This is a genomic window from Chelativorans xinjiangensis, assembly GCF_009812055.1.
GTDB classification, from domain to species: domain Bacteria; phylum Pseudomonadota; class Alphaproteobacteria; order Rhizobiales; family Rhizobiaceae; genus Chelativorans; species Chelativorans xinjiangense.
The window spans coordinates 1-23552 of record NZ_WQNH01000028.1 but is presented as its reverse complement, the minus strand read 5'-3'; the positions used below and the strand labels follow the sequence as shown (position 1 = coordinate 23552).

The following is a 23552-nucleotide window of genomic DNA, read 5'->3' as shown; positions in this document are numbered from 1 at the left end:
TGCGGCGGATGTCGGGGCGGTTTGCCGGAAAAGCGGCGCCCCTTCGTGCCCCCCTCTGTCCTGCCGGACATCTCCCCCACATGGGGGGAGATCATCCCTTCATTGATATCTCGCCTCTTCTGCAGCGTTGGAAGATTGGCGGAAGCGACGATGACAGCCAATCTCCCCCCTCGTGGGGGGATGTCCGGCAGGACAGAGGGGGGCGCGAAGCGGCGCGGCGGTAAATCGCAAACTAGGCTGGAGCAACAGCCCGACCCACCCAGCGCGCGAAATCCTCCATGATGATCTCCCGGTTCAACTCGTTGAGCGATTCGTGCCGGGTTTCGGGATAAATGCTTGTTTCCAGATTCGAAAAGCCGGCTCGCCGGAGGCGCCGTTCGAGCCTTTTCAGTGCTATGCCACCGGCGGTGGCGGGGTCGGCGGCGCCGCCGACGAGTTGGATGGGCAAGGGTTTGGGAATTGAAGCGAGCGCCCGGTCGTCGGCGGCCATCAGGTTGAAGTCGAAGACCCCGCGCCACATGCCCACCGTGGCGTCCCAGCCGCAGAGCGGGTCGGCGATGTATTTTTCCACTTCTCCTGAGTCCCGCGACAGCCAGTCGAAGGGCGTGCGGGCATCGGGAAAGGCCTTCGCCCAGGCGCGGAAAGTGAGGCGCGGCATGAGGCGGGAGGGCACGTCGGAGCCAAGCCGGAAGCGCTCCCAGGCGAGTAGGAGCTTTGCCGCGCGCGCCTCCGGCCGGCTGGCGAGCGGCATGTTCCACAGAGCGGCGGCGGCTATGCGATCGGCGTGGCGCATGAGGAAGGTAAGCGCGATCATGGCGCCCATGGAGTGGCCGAAGAGGATGACGGGCAGGCCGGGATAGTCGGCAGCGATGCGTTCGTTAACGGCCAGAACGTCGGCAAGCACCTTGTCCGCCGCTGGCTCCGGCCCGAAGGAGCCGAGCGGCGCTCCCGGCGCCTTCGTGCGGCCATGGCCACGGTGATCGTGCGCGTAAGCTGCGAAGCCGCGGCCGGCGAGGAAGGCGGCGAAGCGGGCGTAGCGGGCGGCGTGTTCGGCAAGACCGTGGTTGATCTGGACGATACCCCGCGGCTCGCCCTCGGGCCGCTGGACGTAGAGGCGGAGGGCGGCACCCGTCGGTGTCTCCAGCGTCGTCGCGGCGTCGAATTGTATCCCCATCCCCTTGGCCCCTTCGCCGCGTTTCCCGCATTGCCCCGCGGCCGCGTTTCGCCTAAATACGCGGGCGAATTCATCTTTCCCAACCCACACCTTAACGGAGCGCGACGGCCCTCATGGCACGCCAATTCATCTACCACATGGCCGGCCTCAGCAAGGCCTACGGAGCCAAGAAGGTTCTCGAAAACGTCCACCTTTCCTTCTATCCAGATGCCAAGATCGGCATCCTCGGGCCGAACGGCGCCGGCAAGTCGACCGTGCTCAGGATAATGGCCGGCCTCGACACGGAGTTCACCGGCGAAGCGTGGCTGGCCGAGGGGGCGACGTGCGGATACCTGCCGCAGGAGCCGCAGCTCGACCCGGCGCTCGACGTGATGGGCAACGTCATGGAGGGCGTGGCGGCCAAGAAGGCCATCCTCGACCGCTACAACGAACTGATGATGAACTATTCGGACGAGACGGCCGACGAGGCGGCCGAGCTCCAGGACAAGATCGACAGCCAGAACCTGTGGGACCTCGATTCCCAGGTGGAGATGGCGATGGAGGCCTTGCGCTGCCCGCCGGGCAATGCCTCGGTCGACAACCTGTCGGGCGGCGAGAAGCGGCGCGTGGCGCTGTGCCAGCTCCTCCTGCGCCAGCCGGACCTCTTACTCCTCGACGAGCCGACCAACCATCTGGACGCCGAGACGACGGCGTGGCTCGAAAAGCACCTGCGCGAATATCCGGGCGCCGTCCTCATCATCACCCACGACCGCTACTTCCTCGACAACGTGACGGGCTGGATCCTCGAGCTCGACCGCGGGCGCGGCATTCCCTACGAGGGCAACTACACGGCCTATCTTGAGGCCAAGGCCAAGCGCATGGCGCAGGAGGGCCGCGAGGAGGCCACCCGCCTCAAGGCGCTGTCGCGCGAGCGCGAGTGGATCGCCGCCAGCCCCAAGGCGCGGCAGGCCAAGTCCAAGGCGCGCATCAGGGCCTATGACGAACTGGTGCAGTCGGCCTCCGAGCGGCGGCCGGGCGACGCGCAGATCATCATTCCGGCCGGCGAGCGGCTGGGCAATCAGGTGATCGAGGCCGAGGGGCTTTCCAAGGGCTATGGCGATCACCTTCTGATCGACGGCCTCTCCTTCAAGCTGCCGCCCGGCGGCATCGTCGGCGTGATCGGCCCCAACGGCGCCGGCAAGACGACGCTGTTCCGCATGCTGACGGGGCAGGAGGCACCCGACGGCGGCGAAATCCGCATCGGCGACACGGTCAAGCTCGGCTATGTCGACCAGAGCCGCGACACGCTCAACCCCGAAAAGACCGTGTGGGAGGAGATTTCCGGCGGCAACGACATCATCAAGCTCGGCAGGCACGAGGTGAACAGCAGAGCCTACTGTTCCTCGTTCAACTTCAAGGGCGGCGACCAGCAGCAGAAGGTGGGCACGCTTTCCGGCGGCCAGAGGAACCGCGTGCATATGGCCAAGCTCCTGAAGGAGGGCGGCAACGTCATCCTGCTCGACGAGCCGACCAACGACCTCGACACCGAGACGCTGGCGGCCCTCGAGGACGCGCTGGAAAACTTCGCCGGCTGCGCCGTCATCATCTCGCACGACCGCATGTTCCTCGACCGCCTGGCAACGCATATCCTTGCCTTCGAGGGCGATAGCCACGTGGAATGGTTCGAAGGCAACTTCGAGGACTACGAGGCCGACAAGGTGCGCCGGCTGGGGCCGGAAAGCGTCAACCCGAAGCGGGTGACGTATAAGCCCTTGACCCGGTAGGCGCTGCGGGGCGGGCGTCGCCCGCCCGCTTCGGCGTCTTCCGGTCAGAATAACGCCGTATTCGCATTCCCTTAGTTATTCTTTCATAGTATCGATTGCCCCGGGAGGAAGCGGGGACTGCCGCCTCGTCGGCTCCGCGCGTGAAGATGTAACGCAAGAAGGCAGGCCGAAACCATGCTACGGCGGACGAGCGAGCGCGAGGCGACGGATTTCGCGGTGATGACTGCGCGCAGGACGTTCAGCCGCGTGGCGATCGGCGGCATCGGCGTCGAAATCCCTCCGGCCTCCATTTCCAACGAAGAACTGGTCGACACCTACAATACCTGGGTGGAGGCGGAGAACGCCAAGCGGGCGATGCGCGGCGAGGAGCCGTTGCCGCGCTCGGATGCCGATTTCATCGTCCAGGCCTCGGGCATCCGCCGCCGCCATGTCTACGAGCGCGAGGGCATCCTCGATCCGAACCGCATGGCGCCGCACATTCCCGCACGCGGCGACGACGAATTGTCGGTGATGGCCGAGTTCGGCCTCAAGGCGGCCCAAAAGGCGCTCGCCCATGCCGAGGTGTCCCCAGGCGACGTCGACCTCGTCATCTGTTCCGCCGCGCACCACCAGCGGCCCTATCCGGCTGTCGGCATCGAGATCCAGCAGGCGCTGGGGACGCAAGGCGCGGCCTTCGACATGGGGCTCGGCTGCTCCTCGGCGCTGGCCGGGCTGCATGTGGCGACAAACCTTGTGCGCACCGGCGCGCACCGGCGGGTGCTGGTGATCACGCCGGAGCTGATCACCGGGCTCCTGAACTTCCGCGACCGGCAGACCCACTTCATCTTCGGCGATGCATCCGTCGCCGTGCTCGTCGAGGGCATGGAGGAGGGGGAAGAGCGGCCGGGCCGCTTCGAGATCGTCGACACGCGCAGCTGGACCCAGTTCTCCAACAACATCCGCACCAATTTCGGCTTCCTTGCCCGCCTCTCGCAGGACAACCCTTCCGTGCTCGAGATGGAAGGCAACATGATCAAGCAGGTGGGCAACAAGGTCTTCAAGGAAGTGACGGTGGCCGGTCATCAGTTCATCGTCGACTTCCTGGCCGAGCACGGCCACACCCCGCGCACCATCCGCCGCTTCTGGCTGCACCAGGCCAACGCCCGCATGAACGCCATGATCCTCAAGCTCGCCTTCGGCAAGGAAGTGGGCCAGGACCGGGCGCCGACCGTGCTCGAACGCCTCGGCAACACGGCCGCCGCCGGCGCCATCGTGGCGCTCAAGGAAAACCACGAGGACATGCACGCCGGCGATTTCGGCCTCCTGTGCGCCTTCGGGGCGGGCTACTCCATCGGCGGTGCGCTGCTCAGGATGATGTGAGAGATCGCTTGGGAATTCTACTGCGGCGGACACCTGTCGCGGCGAATTCCCGAACAGTCTCTGAGGGCGCTCAGGCGAGGGCGCGCAGGTCGAAATCGGCGTGGATGACCTCGAAGGGCACTTCCACCTTGCCGTCCTCGGTGCGTTCCACCAGGCCCCACTCGATCAGGGTCGTGACATCCTCGTGCACGCGCTTGACGTCGCGCTCCAGCGCGCGCGCCAGGCCGCGGATGGAGGAAGGCCCGATACCCTGCAGGCGCTCGATCAGCTCCCAGCGCTTCGGCGTGATGACCGAGAAGAGCTGCGCCGGCGAACTGAAGGTGAGGGTGAGAAGAGGATCGGCGGGCTTGCCGCTGTGCCAGGTTTCCACAAATCTCTTGCCCATCTCCTCCATTTCGGCATCGATATCCATTCCGTGCCGGATGCGAATGGCTGCACGCTTCATTTCAGCCTCCTCTTTCGAACCTCGGCGAAAAAGTCCTCCATCAGCTTTTCCGCGGTGGTAAAAACATAGGGATATTCAACACCGTCCAAATGGCAGTGATCCCCTTTTCCCCGCTCATTGTCGAAGCCGACGATCCGCCTGCCGTCACGGCCGAAGAACAAGCGATACTTGTAGAAATGGTTGCTCCCGACCACGGGACGAGGCACTTCCCATATGACCATCTCGATGATCGAGCCGTCCGGAAAGTCATTCTTCTCGCTGCGGACGAGCTTCGCCTTCATGTTGGCATATATGCCATCACCCCGATCTGTTGTCAAATACGCCAACGCCCATGTCGCCCTCATCCTTCTCCGCATCGAGTAGCCGTGTCGCCCGCCAGCCCGTCAGAACGTCGTTGATCCGGTCGACCACGAAGAAGCGCGCCGCGTCGCGGTCGTAGCCTTCGGCCAGAAGATCGTCGTAGTCGCTGTGCTCGTGGCGCACATGGGCGACCGTTGCCAGCCACACGGCGATCGAGGGTGGCAGGGCGCGCAGCTTGCGGTCGCCCGCCAGGGCGCGGATTTTCTCCGTGTCGGAATAGGGCGCCTGGGGCAGGAGCGCCGTCAGCGCCTTGTTCACCGCGCGCTGGCGGGCGGTCGAGACCTTCATTGCGCTCTCTCCTTGCTGCCGAACGATTCGTGCATTCTGCTTTCCCGTCGGCCAAGCCCTATTGAAACGCATCTGCTCTTTGACGTGCCGCGAAGGGTTTCACAAGCGCGCGGGCTTGCCAATTCGATGCAATCCATATAAACATATCTTTATATCTTTGTTGGAGAGGCGCATGCTGACACGCCCGACGATACGGCTGGACGCGATGGTGGATATCCTGAAGGCGGCGGCCGAGCCGAGCAGGCTGCGCATTCTCGTCCTCCTGTCGCACGCGGATCTGACCGTTTCCGACCTGACCGAAATCCTCAACCAGTCGCAGCCGCGCGTCTCGCGCCACCTGAAGCTCTTGCTCGATGCCGATCTCATCGCCCGCTACCAGGAGGGCTCGTGGGCCTTCTTCCGCCTGTCGGAGGCGGATGCGGCACGCGAGTTCGTCGACGGCGTGGTGGCCCGCATCGACCGCGCGGACCCGGTGACGGACCGCGATCTGGAGCGGCTCGAAGCCATCAAGCGGCGCCGGCAGGAGCGGGCGGCTGAGTATTTCGCCAAGAACGCGGCGAGCTGGGACCAGATCCGCTCCCTGCACGTGCCTGATGCCGCCGTCGAGGCGGGGCTGAAGGCGCTGGTGGGGGAGCGCTCGTTCCAGTCCATGGTCGATCTCGGCACCGGCACGGGGCGGCTTCTGGAGCTGTTCGCGCCGCTTTACCGGCGCGGCGTCGGCATCGACCTGTCGCGCGAGATGTTGGCCGTGGCGCGCGCCAATCTGGAGCGCGCCGGCGTGGGCCAAGCGCAGGTGCGCCTCGGCGACATCTATGCGCCGCCGGTGGAGCGCGACGCGCACGATCTCGTCACCATCCACCAGGTTCTGCACTACCTGGAGGACCCGGCGTTGGCGATCCGCGAGGCGGCGCGCCTTCTGCGCCCCGGCGGGCGGCTGCTGATCGTCGACTTCGCGCCGCACGGGCACGAATTCCTGCGCGAGGAGCATGCGCATCTGCGCCTCGGCTTCACCGACCGGCAGATCGCCGAATGGCTGGGCGAGGCCGAACTCGACCTTGAGGAGACGCGCGCTTTCGCGCCCCGGGGCGAGGCTACCGACGGACTGACGGTGAAGCTGTGGCTGGCGCGCGACCGGCGCATCCTGATTGCCGGCAACGAAACAGAAACCAAGGCGCGCGAGGAGATTGCGTGATGTCCCGGTACCGCTTTTCCCGCCGCACGGACAAGGGCGAGAAAATCCGCGTCTCCTTCGAGTTCTTTCCGCCCAAGACGGACGAGATGGAGCGCCGGCTGTGGGAGACCGTGAGGCGGCTGGCGCCGCTCGATCCCGACTTCGTCTCCGTCACCTACGGTGCCGGCGGCACGACGCGGGAGCGCACGGCGCGCACGGTGCGGCGTATCCTGGAGGAGACGGCGCTGACGCCGGCCGCGCACCTGACCTGCGTCGACGCGGACCGCGATGCGGTCGATGCCGTCATCCGCGAGTTCGCCGGGATGGGCGTGAAGCGCTTCGTGGCGCTGCGCGGCGATCCGGCCGAAGGCGTGGGTGCCAACTACCGGCCGCACCCGAACGGCTACACCAACGGGGCGGAGCTGGTGGGGGCGCTTTCGCGCCACGGCGATTTCGACATCTCCGTCTCCGCCTATCCGGAAAAGCATCCCGAAAGCCCGGATTTCGCCACCGACATCGAGATGCTGAAGCGCAAGGTGGACAACGGCGCCACGCGCGCCATCACCCAGTTCTTCTTCGACAACGACGTCTACGAGCGCTATGTCGAGCGGGCGCGGCGCGCCGGCATATACATCCCCATCGTGCCGGGCATCCTGCCGGTGCACAATTTCACGCAGATGACGCGCTTTGCCGGGCAGTGCGGGGCGCATGTGCCGGCGTGGCTGGCCGAGCGCTTCCAGGGGCTGGAAGACGACCCGGCCACGCACCAGCTCGTCGCCGCGGCGGTAACGGCGGAACAGGTGCTCGACCTCGTCGAGCGCGGCGTGGAGGATTTCCACTTCTACACGATGAACCGCGCCGACCTCGTCTTCGCCATCTGCCACATGATCGGCATACGGCCGGTGATGGAGAGGATCGGCGTGCAGCCGGCGGCCGCCTAGATCGTGATGCCTTTTCGTGGAATCGGCGTCACGATCTATCTCTTTGTTTTAGCATGATCTTATCCGAAAACCGGTATCCACTTTTCGGGATCATGCTCTAAGTCGTTGAATCTAGGCATCGGCCCGAAATTTCGATTCCGGTTTTCGGGCCGATGCCGCTGCGCGCAACAGAAAAGGCCGGGTCGCCCCGGCCTTTCCTGAACTGTTTCAGTTTCTTCCCGTCTTTTCTTATTCTGCTGCTTACGGAAGGACCCCCATGATGACTGCGCCGATGAATGCGAAAGCTGCACATATCACGAGCGCGTTTAGTGGCCGTGTCAGTCCCATAAGCGAATGCCTCCTCTGCAGACTGAAGCCGGATTCTACGGTTTCTCACGCGGCATTGCCAAGAGCTTTCTATGCTGCGCTGCAGCAGCTTTGTGAAAAACGCTTCTCCCGACCTTGCATTGCCGCTTGAATTTCCTGCGCAAACGCCTCCCTTCACGTTGTGTTAATAACTTCACAGACGCGCGCTTTGGCGCGGTCTGAGAAGGCGCCCGTCTATGGTGATCAGCCCGAGCCCGATCAAAAGCATGCCGGCGATCTCGAACGTCTCCAGCCTCTCGCCGAGAAACAGGGCGCCGAGCAGGATGGCGCTGACCGGCACGATGAGGGTGACGAGCGAGGCGTTGGTGGCGCCGGCGGACGCGATGATGCGGAAATAGAGGATATAGGCGAAGGAGGTGGCGAGCACGGCGAGCGCGACGACCGCCGCCCAGACATGCGCGCTTGCCGAGAACAGGCCCTCCGGCCCGTGCACCAGCATCACCAGGGGGACCATGACGACGGTCGAGGCGGTGAGCTGGCCCGTCGCCACCACGGGCGGCGGGATGGCGCGGAAGCGGCGGGCGAAGATGAAGGCGAAGCCGTAGGAGACGGCGGCGCCGACGAGGGCGAACTTGGCCCAGATCGGCCCGCCGATGCCGGCAACGAGGCCTGGGCCGATCATCACCGCCGTGCCGGCGATGCCGAAGCCGATGCCGGCAAGCTTGTTCAGGGAGAGTTTCTCGTCCTTGGTCAGCATGTTGGCGAGGATCGCCGTCCAGAACGGGGTGGTGGCGTTGAGCACGGAGGCAAGCCCCGCGCCGAGCTCCGTCTGGCCGAGGAAGATGAGGGAGAAGGGGATGATGTTGTTGAGCGTCGCCATGACGAAGAAGCTGCCGGCCATGGGAAAGGCGAGGCGGAAGCTCGGGCCGCGCAGGGCGAGCCAGAGCTGCAGCACGAGGGCGGCGATCGCCACGCGGAACATGACGAGCGCCAGCGGCGCGATCTCGGCCACCGCGATGCGGGCAAAGAAGAAGGACCCGCCCCAGATGGCGCCGAGCAGGATCAGCAGCGCCCAGTCCTGCAGCGACATCGGGCGGGCGGTCGCAGCGCTGGTCCCGGCGGCCATGGCGTTCTCCCTCGTGAAAGGGCATCCTTAACACCGGCACCATCCGCCACCACCCGTTTTCGACGCTGGCACAACGGCGATCGCCGCCGTGGCACGAGGCTGCGGCGAGGCGTGGGGCGAGTGCACGGGTAACGCGGGTTGCGTTTGGGTGCTGGAAGCCTGGAGATGCCGGCGCCCCTTCGCGCTGGGCTACAAATTCGAGAAAAGCGTCGCCGTGGGCCAGCCGTCCGCCGGCAGGCCAAGGCGCAGCTGCTCCAGGCGTACCGCCTCGCGGGTGTTGAAGCCGAGAATGCCGTCGATGCCGCCGACGTTATAGCCGCGGTCGGCGAGCTTCTGCTGGAGCTGCTTGACGACCTCCGGCGCCAGGCCGGGCTCCGGGCTGCGCGGGTCGAAGGCGGGCGCGCCGTCGAAGCGGGCGGCAAGGTGCGCGGCGGTCAGCGTGTAGACCAGCGACTGGTTCCATTCGAGGTAGATGTCGAAATTGTCGTAGGCCAGGAAGGCGGGCCCCTTATGGCCCATGGGCAGGATGAGGCGGGCGGGAAGGGCGTCGGCCGGCAACGGGCTGCCGTCGCGGCGGGTGACGCCGAACCCAGCCCATTCACCGCGCGGCAGCTTGTTCGTCAGCCCGGCCTCTCCCCAGGGAAGGTCGCCCGGCACGCGCACCTCGTCGAGCCACGGCTCGCCGGCCCTCCAGCCGAGCGCGCCGATGGCCCTTGCCGCCGTCAGGATGGCGTCGGGCGCGCTGCCCTTGAGGTCGACGCGGCCGTCGCCGTCGCCGTCCACGCCCTTTTCAAGGTAGTCGCTCGGCAGCATCTGCAACTGCCCGATTTCCCCCGCCCAGGCGCCGGTGACGTCGGCCGTCACCGCGCCCTGGTCGATGAGCTTCAGAAGGGCGATCAGCTCGGGACGGAAGATCTCCGGCCGCCGGCAGTCGTGGGCCAGCGAGGCGAGTGCGTTGAGGGTGGAGAAGTCGCCCTGCACGGCGCCGAAATCCGTCTCCAGCGCCCAGAAGGAGGCGATGACCGGCCCTGGAACGCCGAATTCCCGCTCGGCGCGGGCAAAGGTGTCGGCGTATCTGTCAAGGTTCCGCCGGCCGTGGGTGAGGCGGTAGTCGTTGATCATGCGGCTGGCGAACTCGCGGAAGGTCTGCGTGAAGACGCCCTGCGCCCGGTCGCTGTTGATCACCCGCTGGTCGAAGGAGGCGCGGCCGAGCGCTGAAAGCCCGGCGGCGCCGACGCCCTGGCTTGCCGCCTCCGCCTCGACGCCGGCGCGCCAGGCGGCGAAATCACCACCGCATTCTTGGGCGGCGGCCGTCGTCGTCATTGAAAGGGCGGCTACGGCCGCGAACAAGGGGCTTCGCAAATACATGCCTTTCTCCCTCCATATGACCACGGGCACCATCAGCTGGTGTAGGCCTTCAACCATTCCCGCCAGGCTTTGGCGCTGCCGTGGAAAACGTTGATGTCGGCGTTTCCCTCGATGCCGGGCAAGACGCCCGTTCCCGTATATTGCCAGAAGGCCCAAGGGTGATTGCCATATTTGTCATCCGGATGACCGGCCACCGAGCGCAGCCAGAAAGGATAGCCCTTGAAGTGCGAGAGGCCGTTTTTGTCAAAGAAATCGACGGATGTGTAGATTATGGGGCGCTTTCCGTAGTGCCGCTCCACCGCGTCGAGGAAAACCTGCATTTCCTTGCGCACTACCTCGGGGCGCGGGCGCAGCTTGCAGGAGGGGGAGCGGTGGTTCCACTCCATATCCAGCACCGGCGGCAGGGCTGACGCATCGCGCGGCACGTGGCGGATGAACCAGCGTGCCTGCTCGATCGCCGGGCCGCAGAAATAGTAGAAATGATAGGCGCCGCGGGCGATGCCGGCGGCCCTTGCGCCCTGCCAGTTCGCGTTGAAGGTCTCGTCGAAGCGGTCGCCGCCTTCCGTCGCCTTGATGAAGGCGAAGGAGATGCCGCTCCGCGCCAGGCGGCTCCAGTCGACCTTGCCCTGGTATTTGGAAACGTCGGTGCCGTGGACGGGATAGGTCCAGGGCGGGCGCTTCTCCCATTCATGGGGATCGTTGTCGGCAAAGCGCAGCCCGCCGCCGCTGAGTGCGGGTGCCGGGGCTGAAGGCGAGGGCGCGAGGTCCGAGAAGTCGTAGCTCACCCGCGAACAGGCCGTCACCGACATGAGCAGCAGCAAAACCGTCAACAGGCGCATTTTTGCGGGAGCCTCCCCGGCGGCGAATCGCTATCGTGCGTGTGTTCCTCCGGGGATAAGCCATGCAGATCGTTCTTTCCATCGTCAAATGGTTCGCGGGCCTTCTCGTCGTTGCGGTTCCGGCGCTGGCGCTGTGGCTGGCGCCGCCGGCGCTTATCCGCGTCGGCGCGAGCTATACCGCCAAGATCGTCTGCTCCAACGTCTTCCTGGCCGGCCGCGAGGCCGAGAGCGTTCTGGCCGAGGACGTGCAGGCGCCGGGCCATCCGCTCCTGAGGCTGATGCAGGTGCGGGTGGACGGGGAAGAAAGGACCGTGCGGACGGGGCTTTTCGGCGTGTTCGGCGAGGGGCTCGCCGTCTTCCGCGACGGCACAGGCTGTGCCGCTGTGCCGGACGGCGACGTTGCGGCGGCACGCGGCGCGGCAATTAAGGCGCCGACGGCGGCCTCCCGTGACGACGCGGCGCCGTGGCCGCAGGGGGAGCGGGCGGATACCGGCGGCTATCCCGAGATCGCCGCCCTTCTCGACGATCCGGCGATCGTCGGTCCCGGACTGCGCGCCGCGGTGGTGGTCAGCGACGGCCGCATCGTCGGCGAGCGTTTGGGCGTGGGCGATGCCGGCCCCGAACGGCGGCTTCTCGGCTGGTCCGTGACCAAGACCGTCAACGCTGCCATCGCCGGCACGCTGGTGGGGGCGGGCAGGCTCTCGGTCGAGGAGAAGAACCTTCTGCCGGAATGGGCCGGCGACCGGCGTTCCGAGATCACCGTCGCCCATCTCCTCGGCCTCGAAAGCGGCCTTGCCTTCAACGAGGATTACGGCGGGGTCAGCGACGTCACGCGCATGCTCTACCTGGAGCCGGACATGGCGCGTTTCGCCGCCGACATGCCTCTGCGCTACCGGCCCGGCGAGCACTTTTCCTATTCCAGCGGGACGAGCGTCATCCTGTCGCGCGTCTGGCAGAACACATTCGCCGACGCGGAGGAGGCGCTCGCATGGCCACGGCGGGCGCTGTTCGATCCCTTGGGCATGGAGACGGCGGTTTTCGAGACCGATGCGCGCGGCACCTTTACCGGCTCCTCCTATCTTTATGCCTCGCCGCGCGACTGGGCGCGCTTCGGCCAGCTTCTCCTGCAGGACGGCGTATGGGAGGGGCAGCGCGTCCTGCCGGAAGGCTGGGCGAAATGGATGCGCACGCCGACGCGGGCCTCCGACGGCGAATACGGCCGCGGTGTGTGGATGCAAGGCCCGCGCGTGACGACGCCGCGGGACAGGCACCAGGACGAGGGTTTCGACCTGCCGGAGGACGCCTACTGGATGATCGGCCATGACGGGCAGACCATCACCATCATCCCCTCGCGCCGCCTGGTGGTGGTACGCATGGGCCTGACGCCGAACGTGCTGGCCTACAAGCCGCAGACGCTGGTGGAGGCGGTGGTGAAGGCGTTGGATGGGAGGGATTAGGGAGTAGTGGTAGAGGTGGAATCAAAAAATCAGAGATGCCGGTACTCGTTGGCGCCCCCCTCTGTCCTGCCGGACATCTCCCCCGCGAGGGGGGAGATTGCGCCGGCCGCTCGCTCAAACGCCTTGCCTGCAACGTTTGCGGTTGGCGAAACCATCCGTGACGGCCAATCTCCCCCCGTGCGGGGGAGATGTCCGGCAGGACAGAGGGGGGCGCGAAGGGGCGCCGAGCTACCCGGAAAACTCACGCCTAGAGGCGACGCCGTCGTCTTTAGCCCGGCACCCTCACCACCGCCTGAACCGCATACCCGCAAAAACGCGAGTCGAACGAAAGGCTTGCGCCGCGCCTCTCGCACTCCGATTCAAGCACCTCGCGCAATGAATCACGCGGCGCCACGTGGAAGGCGGCGAGCCAGTGGGTGAGGCCGGTGCGGAACCAGCCGGGAAGCCGCTCCTGGCGGCCGAAATCGACGATATGCAGCGAGCCGCCGGGGGCGACGCAGTCCAGCGCGGCGGCGATGGTGCGTTCCCAAGGGGGGATCATGGAGAGCGCGTAGGAGAGGAAGACGCGGTCGAAGCGGCGGCTGCCGAAGAGTTTTTCGGCATCGAAGGCGGAGGCGTCGGCCTCGGCGAGCCGCACCTTGCCGGCGATCTTCTCGCGGCGCATCCGCTTTTCGGCGGTCTCCAGCATGACGCGGGAGATGTCGAGGCCGAAGAACCGGGCTTGCGGGTAGCGCTCGGCGGCGAGCGCCAGGTTGCGCCCGGTGCCGCAGCCGAGTTCGAGCACGCTGCCGCCCGGCGGCACGGCAAGGCCGGCGATGAGGCCGTCGCGGCCAAGCAGGTAGAACTTGCGGGTGAGGTCGTAGATGTGGCGCTGACGGCGGTAAACGCCGTCCATCAGCCGCGCATGGGCAGGGCTGTCGGCGACGGCCATCAGGCGTCCTTCCTCACATAGAGGTGGAAGCCGCCATAGATGGCCGAGCGGTCGCGCGCGGAATAATCGCGCGAGCGGGCGAATTCGTAATGCCACTGGTCGAGCAGCGCCTGCGGGACGCGGCCGGGCAGGAGCGTCGGCTGGGCGGCGGTGCGGAAGATGACGCGGGCGCCGGGGGCGGCGGTGCGGGTGATCTCGCTCCATAGCGCGTTCAGCTGCCGGTCGCTCATCCAGTCCTGGGCGTCGAGCAGCACGAAGCGGTCGACGCTCGCCGCGGGCTTTATGGCGAGCAGCTCGATGAAATTGGCGTGGTGGACGGCGACGCGGCCGGCGTTGGCGCGGATGGTCTCGAAGTTGGCGCGCTGGAGATAGGCGGGAAGCGTTGCTTCGCCCTCCTTCGGATAGCCCCGGGCGAAGGCGGCCCAGGCGAAGTAATTGTCCTTCAGCGGGAAGTGGCAGGCGAGCTTTTCCAGCCGCGCGGACAGCACCTCGGCCATGGAGCCGCCGGAGCCCAGAAGCGCGTCATATTGTGCCGGCGGGATGCCGAGGCCGAAGAGCGAGGCCTTGCGCGAGGTGGCCCAGCGCACCAGCGTCTTGTCGAACAGGGGCTTCAGCCGCTCCTCGAAGAAGCGGCGCTGCTCGCGGATGTTTTTCGCGCGCATGATCTCGGAAGGGTCGACGCCGTGCAGGCGGGCGATGCGGTGGCCCGTGGCGATGAAAAAGCCGAGCAGGCCGGTGCGGTAGAAATCGCGGTCGAAAGCGCCGATGCGGCGCCGACCCAAAAGGTCGCGTGTCTCCCAGTAGCGGCGGCTCGTCGCGTCGAGCCTCAGTGCGATGAAGCGGTCGTATGCCTCTTCGTTGGCCGTCTCGCCGGGCCGGCCGAAGAACCGCAGGAGGTCGCCGTAGGCGGGCAGCGCGGCGAAGGCGGCAAGCTTCAGCCGGTTGAGGGCCACGTGGGCGGCGTTGAGGTCGACCACGTCGATGCGGGCGGGCGCGCGCGTCAGATAAGCCAGCATGTTGCAGCCGCCCGAGGCGATGGTGACGACGCGGTGGCCCTCGGCAAGCGCCATCGCCTCCATGTCGACCTCCGGGTCTTCCCAGATCTGCGGGTAGACGAGGCCGGAAAAGAGAAGGGCGAACAGCCGCTCCGAAAGGCCCGCCTTCGTCAAGGCGGCGTTCTGGTAGACGGCGCTGCCGATGCGGCGGCGGGAGGAGAGGCCGATATCGGCGGAAAGGTCAGTCATGGGAGAATCCCCCTTGGACACTGTCCAAGGGGCTAGCGGAGGCGCGTGACAGGCGGGTGAAGGCGATGTGACGGTATGTGACGGGGCTGTGGATGGGAGGGCGCCCAGCCGGCCATGGCGATATCCGCGGGTAGCCTGGAACATGTCGCCGGAGCCTGGGTTAGAGCCGAAAGACCGGGCCTCCGGCGGTCCGCAAGCGGGAAGACAAGGAGATGGCAATGGATGCGAACACCACGCTGCCGCTGCATACCGGCAACAGGATGCCGGCATTCGGTCTCGGCACCTGGCAACTCACGGACGATACGGCAGGAACGGTCGCCGCGGCCCTGGAACTCGGCTATCGCCTGATCGACACGGCCGTGGATTACGGAACGCAGCCGGGTGTCGGAGAAGGCATCCGCCGCAGCGGTATCGAGCGCTCGGATTTCTATCTCGTCACCAAGGTGGAAGAGACGGACGATGCCTACGAGGCGACGCGCGCCTATCTGGGCGAGCTCGGCCTCGACCACGCCGATCTCATGCTCATACACCGCCCGCCGTCGTCCGGGCCCGGCGAAGAGCTGTGGCGCGGCCTGATCCGGGCGAAGGAAGAGGGCCTTACGCGAGACATCGGCGTCAGCAACTACTCCACCGACCTGATCGACCGCCTGATCGAGGCGACGGGCGAGGTGCCGACCGTCAACCAGATCGAGTGGAGCCCGTTCGGCCACAGCGACGACATGCTGCGCTACGCGAACGAGAAGAGGATGATCATCCAGGCCTACAGCCCGCTGACGCGCGGCAAGCGGCTCGACGACGCGAGGCTTGGGGAGATCGCCGCCAAGCACGGCAAGTCGCCCGCCCAGGTGCTGATCCGCTGGAACCTGCAGCGCGGCACGGCTGCCGTGCCGAAGGCCAACTTGCCCGCGCACCTGGCGGAAAATATCGACGTGTTCGATTTCGAACTTGGCGAGGACGACATGGCGCGGCTCAATGGGTTGAACGAGCGCTTTTCGTCGCTTGGGAAGCTTCCGTACGCTTAGGGATGGGGGCTGTTTCGCCGGCGCATCCTAACATTAAATTGGAAATCAAGATGGTCGGCACCCCTTTCGCGCCCGCCTAACTTTAAAGGCTTATCGAAGGGTGGATACCCCACCCCTCACGCCTGACCGAGGAGACCTCTCACCCCCGCCCGAATCCGCCCGCCGTTGGCGTCGTCACGATCACCGCTTCGCCGGCCTCCACCACGGTCTGGTCGCAGCCCTTCAGCCGCTCGATGCGGCCGTCCTTGCGGCGCACCTCCGTCTTGCCGAGTTGGCCGTCGCCGCCGCCGTTGATACCGCGCGGCGGCACGGTGCGGTGGGAGGAGAGGATGGCGCATTCCATGGTTTCCAGGAAGCGCAGGGTGCGCCGCGTGCCGTTGCCGGCGTTCCACCTGCCCTTGCCGCCGGAGCCCTCGCGGATGTGGAAATCCTCGAGAAGCACGGGGAAGCGCAGCTCCAGGATCTCCGGATCGGTGAGGCGGGAGTTGGTCATGTGGGTGTGGACACCGCTCGTGCCGTTGAAGCCGCGGCCGTCGTTCATGCGGCCGGCGGGAGAGCCGGAGCAGATGGTCTCGTAATACTGGTAGGTCTCGTTGCCGAAGGTCAGGTTGTTCATCGTCCCTTGCGCGTTGGCAAGCGCCCCCATGGCGGCGAACAGCGCGTTGGTGACGTGCTGCGAGGTCTCCACGTTGCCGGCCACCACGGCGGCCGGGTAGGCGGGGCGCAGCATGCACCCTTCCGGGATGACGATCCTGATCGGGCGCAGGCATCCGGCGTTCATGGGGATGGAGCCCTCCACCATGACGCGGAAGGCGTAAAGCACGGCAGCGCGGGCGACGGGCTCCGGCGCGTTGAAGTTGTTCTTCATCACAGGCGAGGTGCCGGTGAAATCGACCGTCGCCTCGCGCTTTTCCCGGTCCACCGTGATCTTCACCTTGATCACCTGGCCCGTGTCGGTCGGGTACTCGTATTCGGAGACGTCGGGCAGGCGTTCCAGCACGCGGCGCACGCTTTCGGCGGCGTTGTCCTGGACATGGCCCATATAGGCCTCGACCACGTCGAGGCCGAAGTCGGCGACCATTTTCCTCAGTTCCGCCACGCCCTTTTCGTTGGCGGCGATCTGCGCCTTCAGGTCGGCGATGTTCTGGTGCGGGTTGCGGGCGGGGTAGGGGTGGTCGGTGAGGAGGTGGTGCAGTTCCTTCTCGCGGAAGCGGCCGCGTTCGACGAGGCGGAAATTGTCGAACAGCACGCCCTCCTCGTCCACATTGGTGGCGAGCGGCGTCATGGAGCCGGGCGCCGTGCCGCCGACATCGGCGTGGTGGCCGCGCGAGGCGACCCAAAAGAGTATGTTGCCCGGCCCTTCGCTATGGCTCCGGGCGTTCGTCGTTTCGATCGACAAATCGTTGTCGATCGATCGGCCGTCGGCCGACCACTCCTCACCATCGAACACCGGCGTCACGACGGTGATGTCGGGCAGGTGCGTGCCGCCGTTATAGGGGGCGTTGAGCGCGAAGACGTCGCCGGGGCGGATGTCGCCTTCGTTGAGGCGGATGATGGTCTCCACCGAGCGGTCCATGGAGCCCAGATGCACCGGCATGTGCGGGGCGTTGGCAACCAGCGCGCCGTTACGGTCGAAGACGGCGCAGGAGAAGTCGAGCCGCTCCTTGATGTTCACCGAATAGGCGGTGTTCTGGAGCGTCACGCCCATCTGCTCGGCGATCGACATGAAGAGGTTGTTGAAGACCTCCAGCATGACCGGATCGGCCGCGGTGCCGAGGGCTGCCTGGCGCGGCTTCTTCTCGACGCGGCGCATGAGCACGTGATTGCGCGCCGTGATCCCGGCCTGCCAGCCGGGCTCGACGACGATCGTCTGGTTGTCCTCGATGACGAGCGCAGGGCCGTCGATGCGGTTGCCGGGGGACAGGTCGGCGCGGCGGAAGATGCCGGCTTCGCGCCATTCTCCCTCGCAGAAGATGCGGCGGGTGACGTGCGGTTCCGGCGCGGTGTCGTTGACGGCAAGGGACGGCTCTTCCGGCCCCGCCGCGCGGGCGTCCACGCCCTCGACATTGACCGCCTCGACGACCATCGGCTTGTCGTCGTAGACGAAGCCGAACTGCGCCTTGTGGGCGCTCTCGAAGGCGGTTCTGGCGGCGTCGATGGAGCGCTCGTCGAAGGGGACGGAGAGCGTCGTATCGGTGCCGTCGTAGCGGACCTCGAGGCGCAGGCGCCACTCGGTGGTCGCGGCCGCGATGCCCTGGTCGGCGAGTTCCTTCCCCACCTCCTCGCGCAATTCGGCGATCAGCGCCTCGATCTCGGGGAGGGCGGCCTTAGACAGCGGCTTGATCAGCGCCTTCTGGCGCGAGGCCGAGACGGTGGCAAGGCCGATGCCGTAGGCCGAGAGAAGGCCGGAGAGGGGGTGGATGAGGACGGATTCCATGCCCAGCGCGTCGGCCACCAGGCAGGCGTGCTGGCCGCCGGCGCCGCCGAAGCAGTTGAGCAGGTAGCGGGTGACGTCGTAGCCGCGCTGGACGGAGATCTTCTTGATGGCGTTGGCCATGTTCTCGACGGCGATGGTGACGAAGCCCTCGGCCACGACCTCCGGGCGGCGGCCGTCGCCGACCCTTTCCGCCAGGGCGGTGAAACGCTCGCGCACGGTGTCGGCGTCGAGCGGCTGGTCCTGGCCGGGGCCGAAGATCGCCGGGAAGAAATCCGGCTGCAGCTTGCCCAGCATGAGGTTGGCGTCGGTGACGGCGAGGGGGCCGCCGCGGCGGTAGCAGGCGGGGCCGGGGTTGGCGCCGGCCGAATCGGGACCGACCTTAAGGCGGCCGTCCTCATAGTGCAGGACGGAGCCGCCGCCGGCGGCCACCGTGTGGATGCGCATCATCGGCGCGCGGATGCGCACGCCGGCCACCTCGGTGTCGAAGGCGCGTTCATATTCGCCCTCGTAATGGGCGACGTCGGTCGAGGTGCCGCCCATGTCGAAGCCGATCACCTTCTCGAAACCGGCGATGCGCGCCGTCTCCACCATGCCCACCACGCCGCCGGCGGGGCCGGAGAGGATGGCGTCCTTGCCCTGGAACATGTCGGCCGCGGTGAGCCCGCCGGACGACATCATGAACTTGAGGCGGGGGAAGGGGGGATCGCGGTCGGCTTTGTCGGCGCCCGTCTCGCCCCCCTCTGTCCTGCCGGACATCTCCCCCACGAGGGGGGAGATTGCGCCGTCATCAGCCGTTCGTCCCTTCCTAAGAGATGTGCCGTCATCACCACCACCAATCTCCCCCCTCGTGGGGGAGATGTCCGGCAGGACAGAGGGGGGCGAGACGCGCGCCGACGTATCATGCGATTGGATTCCAAGCTCGCCCGCCACTAGCCGCACATAACGCGCAAGGATGGGGGACAGATACGCGTCGACCACCGCCGTGTCGCCGCGGCCGACGAGCTTTATCAGCGGCGACGTCTCGTGGCTCGCCGAAACTTGCGAGAAGCCGAGGGCGCGGGCAAGTTCGGCGGCCTCCTTCTCGTGCTCCGGGTATTTCCAGGCGTGCATGAAGACGACCGCCACGGCGTCGATGCCGTCCTTTCTCGCCGCCTCCATCTTAGCGCGCACCGCTGCAAGATCGAGTGCCGTCTCCACCGTGCCGTCGACGCGCACGCGCTCCGGCACCTCGACGACGCGCTCGTAGAGCTGTTCGGGCAGCACGATCTCCTTGGCGAAGATGTCGGGGCGGGCCTGGTAGGCGATCTTCAGGGCGTCGCGAAAGCCTTTGGTGACGAGCAGGAGAACGCGGTCGCCCTTGCGCTCCAGAAGCGCGTTGGTGGCGACCGTGGTGCCCATCTTCACCTCGCCGATCAGGTGCGAGGGCATGGGCTCGCCGGCCTTAACGCCCAGGAGCTCGCGGATGCCCTGGATGCCGGCGTCGCGGTAGGCTTCGGGGTTTTCCGACAGCAGCTTGCGCGCATGAAGCCGGCCTTCGGGGTCGCGGCCGATGACGTCGGTGAAGGTGCCGCCACGGTCAATCCAGAAGTCCCATCTGCCGGCAGTCATGCGCTCGCTCCTTTTTGCATCGGCCACTGCCTCAGCAAAACCACGTCAGGAATAAAACGTCAATAATTTATTGACAAATTATCTCAACGTGCCACCCTCGCGCCGTCGCATTGTCTTCGAGGTGATCATGACTGAGGAGAACAAGGGAATAGGGCCCATCGTTGCCGCCGCGCATCTTGCGGCCGGGGGCATGCCGGCGCTGTCGGAAATCGAGTATGCCATGACGCTGATGCACCACTCGTTCGAGCGATGGATGGTGCGCTGCATGGCGGCGGCCGGCGTATCGGGGCTGCAGCCGGTCGCCGTGCACCTCTTGCACGCCGTCGCCCACCGCGGGCGCGAGAAGACGCTGTCGGAACTGTGCATGATGTTCAACATCGAAGACACCCACGTCGTCACCTACGCCATCAACAAGCTGGCGGCGCTCGACCTCGTAAAGAGCAGCCGGCGCGGCAAGGAGAAGACGGTGAAGGCGACGGAAAAGGGCGTCGAGGCCTGCCGGCGCTATCACGAGGTGCGCGAGGGCCTGCTGGTGGACAGCATGAAGCGGCTCAACCTGGATGAAAAGGCGCTGTCGGGCATCGCCGCCACCATGCGCAGTATCTCCGGCCAGTACGATCAGGCCGCCCGCAGCGCCACCATTCTGTGAGAGGCGGCGGCGCGGCCGATCACCCAACCGTGACCGCTCTTCACGAAATGTGAGGAAACCCCCGAACGATGGTGCGCATTCCTGCCGCGGCTGCCCGACGTGGGGCTTGTGCCCGCCGTCAGGCTTGCCTGAAAAGGAGACGTGAAATGAACAAGGTTTTCATCGGGCTTTTGTCCGCGGCGGCCCTTGTGGGGCTTGCGGCATGCGGCGAGGGCGGTGATACGGCTGCGCCGGGTGGCGACACTGGCGGTGCCGAGCAGACGGCGCCGCTGGAAGAGCCGGCGGAGGGAACGGACGATACAACGACACAGGGCCTTGAGCCCGATACCGGCGGGACGGGCGGAGACACGCAGCAGTAACGCTTTCCCAACAGTTCGAGGTCCGCACCGAAATCCCCCTCCGATGGCGTTTGTCTCTAGTGGTCCGACCCAAACGGATGGTACCCATCCGTTTGGAAAGGTCAGCCCACAAGCTATTGGTCTGGTGGGGCGATTTGTCCTGACAGATGGGTACCATCTGTCAGGATCGCACCACTAGTCGCCAGGGGAGACGGGTTTCGGCTGGGCTTCCATGAGAAAGGCCGGGTCACCGGCCTTTCTTTTTTGCGCGCGCGGGCGGTTGGAGACGGGCTTTCCCGTCACGGCCGGGCATGGCGAAAATCCAGCCTCGAATTCGACGGCAAATCGTTTTAAAAGTGCCGGCGATGAGCATCCTTGTCCGCATCTCCGAACTCCTGACCCGCGCATCCGGCGGCGTTTCGGCGCTGGTCGAGGCGGTGCGCACGGCTTTCAAGGGCGATCCGGAGCTGCGGCGGCGAGTGGCCTTTTCCATCGCGTTGATCGCGCTGTCGGCAAAGATGGCCAAGGCCGACGGCATCGTGACGCCGGACGAGGTGCGTGCCTTCCATGAGATATTCTCCGTGCCGCGCGAGGAAATGCGCAATGTCGCCCGCCTCTACGACCTCGCCAAGAAGGACGTGGCCGGCTTCGAGGCCTATGCACGGCAGATGGCCGGGCTGTGCGGCTCGGGCAGGCCCAACTGCGCGATGCTGGAGGACATTCTCGACGGGCTGTTCCACATCGCCAAGGCCGACGGCGTGCTGCACGATGGGGAGCAGGCGTTTCTCGCCCGCGTGGCGGAGATCTTCGGCATCAGCGAGAGGCACTATGCGCAAATCCGCGCCAGGCACGTGGCGGCGGGGGAGGGCGATCCGTACATCCTGCTCGGCGTCGGGCGCGATGCCCCCTTTCAGGAGATCAGGCGCCGCTATCGGGAACTGGTGGCCGAAAGCCATCCCGACCGCCTGATCGCGCGCGGCGTGCCGGAGGAGTTCATCGCCATCGCCAACACCCGCGTCGCCGCGCTCAACGCGGCCTACGAGCAGCTCGAGAAAAGCCGGCGGCCGGCATGATCGGCTTCACCGCCGAATACGCGCCGGCGCACGTGCGCGTCTCCCCCAATTTCGGCGCGCGGCGCAGCGGGATGCGGCCCGACGCGCTGATCCTGCATTATACGGGCATGGAGAGCGGCGAGGCGGCGGAGCGCCGGCTGTGCGATCCCGAAAGCGAGGTCTCGGCACACTATCTCGTGCATGAGGACGGGCGCGTCGTGCAGATGGTGCGCGAGGGCGCGCGCGCGTGGCACGCCGGCAGGGGCTCCTGGCAGGGGGTAAGCGACGTCAACTCTTTTTCCATCGGCATCGAGATCGTCAATCCCGGCCACGAGCTCGGCTATCCGGATTTTCCCGCCCAGCAGATCGCCGCGGTGATCGCCCTGTGCCGCGATTTGTGCCGGCGGCATCCAATTGCGCCGCAAAGGGTGCTTGCCCATTCGGACGTGGCACCTGGTCGCAAGGTCGATCCGGGCGAAAAGTTCCCCTGGGATCTCCTGGCGCGCGAGGGGGTCGGCCATCATGTCGTGCCGGCGCCGCTGACGGACGGTCGGGTGCTCGCCGAGGGAGACCGGGGCGAGGCGGTGGAGACGCTGCAGACGATGCTGGCGCTCTATGGGTACGGCGTTGAGATAACGGGCTTATTCGATGCCGCGACAGCGACCGTGGTGAGCGCCTTCCAGCGCCATTTCCGCCCGGCGCGGGTGGACGGCGCCGCCGATCCCTCGACCCGCGACACGCTTGCGCGGCTCCTGTCCGCGCTGCCGAAGAACGCTGTCGGCTGAATCGCTAAATATTTCAAAGTGTTAATTTTATTGAGTGAGTAAGCCCTCATTGGCGCATTTTTGCCTGCGACACGCCCCGCTGGGTCGGCGGCGGGGTTTTTCCACGCCGTGCAATCAACAAAACACGCTGCGCCCGCAGCGGCAAAATAAACGGATTACAATGCACATCAAAATTCTTGTTGCGGCAACGCTCGTTGTCGGCATGACGACGGGCGGCTCCGAGGCCGCGGACGATTCTCCCAACACGCCTGCCACTGTGAAAGCCAATGCAAACGGCACCAACAAGGGGTCGCTCGCCCCTTTGATCAAGCAGGTTATACGAGGTGGAAAGACCGCGCCCACGGCCAAAGACGAGGAAAAGATAGCTCGCCTGGAAGAGTTCGCCGGCGGCACCGCCAAGAAGGTGAGCGTAGCCAAACAGCCCGACGCCAGACACGCCTACCACACGATTGTTTCGCGCTATGCCAGCGAATACGGCGTGCCGGTGGCGCTCGCGCATGCCGTCATTTCGGTGGAGAGCAATTACCGCGCCTCGGCGCGTGGCAGGGCGGGCGAAATCGGCCTGATGCAGATCAAGCCGTCCACCGCTCGGGGCATGGGCTACCGCGGATCCGTCAAGGCGCTCTACGACCCCGAGACGAACATCAAATACGGCATGAAATATCTCGCCGGCGCTTATACGCTGGGAGGCGGCGACACCTGCGGCGCCATCCTGCGGTACAATGCCGGCCACGGCGCCAAGCGCATGAACCCCGTCTCCTCGGCCTACTGCGCCAAGGTGAAGCGCATTTTGGGTGGCAGCTAGTTGTTTGATCCCGCATTTTGATGGTGCATTGTTTTCCCAGGAATGGAAGGATGCACTATGGGACAGGTTCTTCACGGCAGCGCC

The 23552-nt window shown here is 66.2% G+C and carries 21 protein-coding genes; 11 read left to right on the top strand and 10 right to left on the bottom strand.

The genetic code is table 11. From position 1 onward, the window contains the following. Nucleotides 1-232: 232 nt before the first annotated feature. A complete protein-coding gene (locus GM910_RS16710; RefSeq protein WP_425482699.1) occupies nt 233-1168 on the bottom strand; it encodes an alpha/beta fold hydrolase in 936 nt (311 codons plus the stop codon). Nucleotides 1169-1287: 119 nt separating this feature from the next. Here GM910_RS16710 and ettA point away from each other — a divergent pair, with 119 nt between their 5' ends. Beyond that, nucleotides 1288-2937, top strand: a complete 1650-nt coding sequence (gene ettA / locus GM910_RS16705; RefSeq protein WP_159589225.1) for an energy-dependent translational throttle protein EttA — start codon at nt 1288-1290, stop codon at nt 2935-2937. 219 nt (nt 2938-3156) lie between these two features. Continuing rightward, on the top strand, nt 3157-4296 hold the full coding sequence (locus GM910_RS16700) for a beta-ketoacyl-ACP synthase III (RefSeq protein ID WP_246226195.1): 1140 nt from the start codon (nt 3157-3159) through the stop codon (nt 4294-4296). A gap of 70 nt (nt 4297-4366) precedes the next feature. On the opposite strand, the gene GM910_RS16695 is transcribed toward GM910_RS16700, so the two are convergent. From GM910_RS16695 to GM910_RS16685, 3 genes are read right to left on the bottom strand one after another with little or no spacing between them, the layout of a single operon-like run. Then, on the bottom strand, nt 4367-4741 hold the full coding sequence (locus GM910_RS16695; RefSeq protein WP_159589221.1) for an HVO_A0114 family putative DNA-binding protein: 375 nt from the start codon (nt 4739-4741) through the stop codon (nt 4367-4369). Beyond that, nucleotides 4738-5022, bottom strand: a complete 285-nt coding sequence (locus tag GM910_RS16690) for a toxin-antitoxin system TumE family protein (protein ID WP_159589219.1) — start codon at nt 5020-5022, stop codon at nt 4738-4740. Before GM910_RS16690 ends, GM910_RS16695 begins: the two co-directional genes overlap by 4 nt. A 16-nt stretch (nt 5023-5038) precedes the next feature. Beyond that, nucleotides 5039-5389: a DUF2293 domain-containing protein gene (locus GM910_RS16685; RefSeq protein ID WP_159589217.1), complete on the bottom strand. Its 351-nt coding sequence runs from the start codon at nt 5387-5389 to the stop codon at nt 5039-5041. A gap of 172 nt (nt 5390-5561) precedes the next feature. On the opposite strand from GM910_RS16685, the gene GM910_RS16680 reads away from it, so the two are divergent. Next, nucleotides 5562-6581, top strand: a complete 1020-nt coding sequence (locus tag GM910_RS16680; protein WP_159589215.1) for an ArsR/SmtB family transcription factor — start codon at nt 5562-5564, stop codon at nt 6579-6581. Beyond that, nucleotides 6581-7501 (top strand): methylenetetrahydrofolate reductase [NAD(P)H], encoded by a 921-nt coding sequence (gene metF, locus GM910_RS16675; RefSeq protein WP_159589213.1) that lies wholly within the window; start codon nt 6581-6583, stop codon nt 7499-7501. Before GM910_RS16680 ends, metF begins: the two co-directional genes overlap by 1 nt. Before the next feature lie 499 nt (nt 7502-8000). Here metF and GM910_RS16670 read toward each other — a convergent pair whose 3' ends face one another. From GM910_RS16670 to GM910_RS16660, 3 genes are all read right to left on the bottom strand, one after another. Further along, nucleotides 8001-8933, bottom strand: a complete 933-nt coding sequence (locus GM910_RS16670) for a DMT family transporter (protein ID WP_159589211.1) — start codon at nt 8931-8933, stop codon at nt 8001-8003. Nucleotides 8934-9122: 189 nt separating this feature from the next. Further along, nucleotides 9123-10301, bottom strand: coding sequence for a lytic murein transglycosylase (locus GM910_RS16665; protein WP_159589209.1), 1179 nt, complete (start codon nt 10299-10301; stop codon nt 9123-9125). 32 nt (nt 10302-10333) lie between these two features. Further along, nucleotides 10334-11140, bottom strand: a complete 807-nt coding sequence (locus GM910_RS16660; RefSeq protein WP_159589207.1) for a glycoside hydrolase family 25 protein — start codon at nt 11138-11140, stop codon at nt 10334-10336. A gap of 62 nt (nt 11141-11202) precedes the next feature. Here GM910_RS16660 and GM910_RS16655 point away from each other — a divergent pair, with 62 nt between their 5' ends. Next, entirely contained in the window at nt 11203-12597 is a 1395-nt protein-coding gene (locus GM910_RS16655; protein WP_159589205.1) for a serine hydrolase domain-containing protein, read from the top strand. Nucleotides 12598-12865: 268 nt separating this feature from the next. Here the strand turns inward: GM910_RS16655 and GM910_RS16650 are convergent, their stop codons facing one another. Both GM910_RS16650 and GM910_RS16645 read right to left on the bottom strand, forming a co-directional pair. Next, nucleotides 12866-13528 (bottom strand): class I SAM-dependent methyltransferase, encoded by a 663-nt coding sequence (locus GM910_RS16650; RefSeq protein WP_159589203.1) that lies wholly within the window; start codon nt 13526-13528, stop codon nt 12866-12868. Beyond that, complete coding sequence (locus GM910_RS16645; protein ID WP_159589201.1) at nt 13528-14772, bottom strand: BtaA family protein; 1245 nt, start codon at nt 14770-14772, stop codon at nt 13528-13530. Before GM910_RS16645 ends, GM910_RS16650 begins: the two co-directional genes overlap by 1 nt. Nucleotides 14773-14990: 218 nt before the next feature. Here GM910_RS16645 and GM910_RS16640 point away from each other — a divergent pair, with 218 nt between their 5' ends. Next, complete coding sequence (locus tag GM910_RS16640) at nt 14991-15794, top strand: aldo/keto reductase (RefSeq protein WP_246226193.1); 804 nt, start codon at nt 14991-14993, stop codon at nt 15792-15794. Nucleotides 15795-15933: 139 nt separating this feature from the next. Here GM910_RS16640 and GM910_RS16635 read toward each other — a convergent pair whose 3' ends face one another. Then, entirely contained in the window at nt 15934-19839 is a 3906-nt protein-coding gene (locus GM910_RS16635; protein WP_159589199.1) for a hydantoinase B/oxoprolinase family protein, read from the bottom strand. A 127-nt stretch (nt 19840-19966) separates the two neighbouring features. Here GM910_RS16635 and GM910_RS16630 point away from each other — a divergent pair, with 127 nt between their 5' ends. The 5 genes from GM910_RS16630 to GM910_RS16610 all read left to right on the top strand — a co-directional run bounded on the left by GM910_RS16630 (nt 19967) and on the right by GM910_RS16610 (nt 23468). Continuing rightward, the gene (locus GM910_RS16630; protein ID WP_159589197.1) at nt 19967-20488 is read left to right on the top strand and encodes a winged helix DNA-binding protein; all 522 of its coding nucleotides are present in this window, start codon (nt 19967-19969) and stop codon (nt 20486-20488) included. Between the two features lie 146 nt (nt 20489-20634). Beyond that, nucleotides 20635-20847 carry a hypothetical protein gene (locus GM910_RS16625; protein WP_159589196.1) on the top strand — a complete coding sequence of 71 codons (213 nt, stop codon included), beginning with the start codon at nt 20635-20637 and terminating at the stop codon, nt 20845-20847. A 344-nt stretch (nt 20848-21191) separates the two neighbouring features. Then, entirely contained in the window at nt 21192-21899 is a 708-nt protein-coding gene (locus GM910_RS16620) for a J domain-containing protein (RefSeq protein WP_159589195.1), read from the top strand. After that, entirely contained in the window at nt 21896-22663 is a 768-nt protein-coding gene (locus GM910_RS16615; RefSeq protein ID WP_159589194.1) for a peptidoglycan recognition protein family protein, read from the top strand. The genes GM910_RS16620 and GM910_RS16615 overlap by 4 nt, the downstream gene beginning before the upstream one ends. A gap of 160 nt (nt 22664-22823) precedes the next feature. Beyond that, complete coding sequence (locus tag GM910_RS16610; RefSeq protein WP_159589192.1) at nt 22824-23468, top strand: lytic transglycosylase domain-containing protein; 645 nt, start codon at nt 22824-22826, stop codon at nt 23466-23468. The last annotated feature ends 84 nt before the right edge of the window (nt 23469-23552 follow it).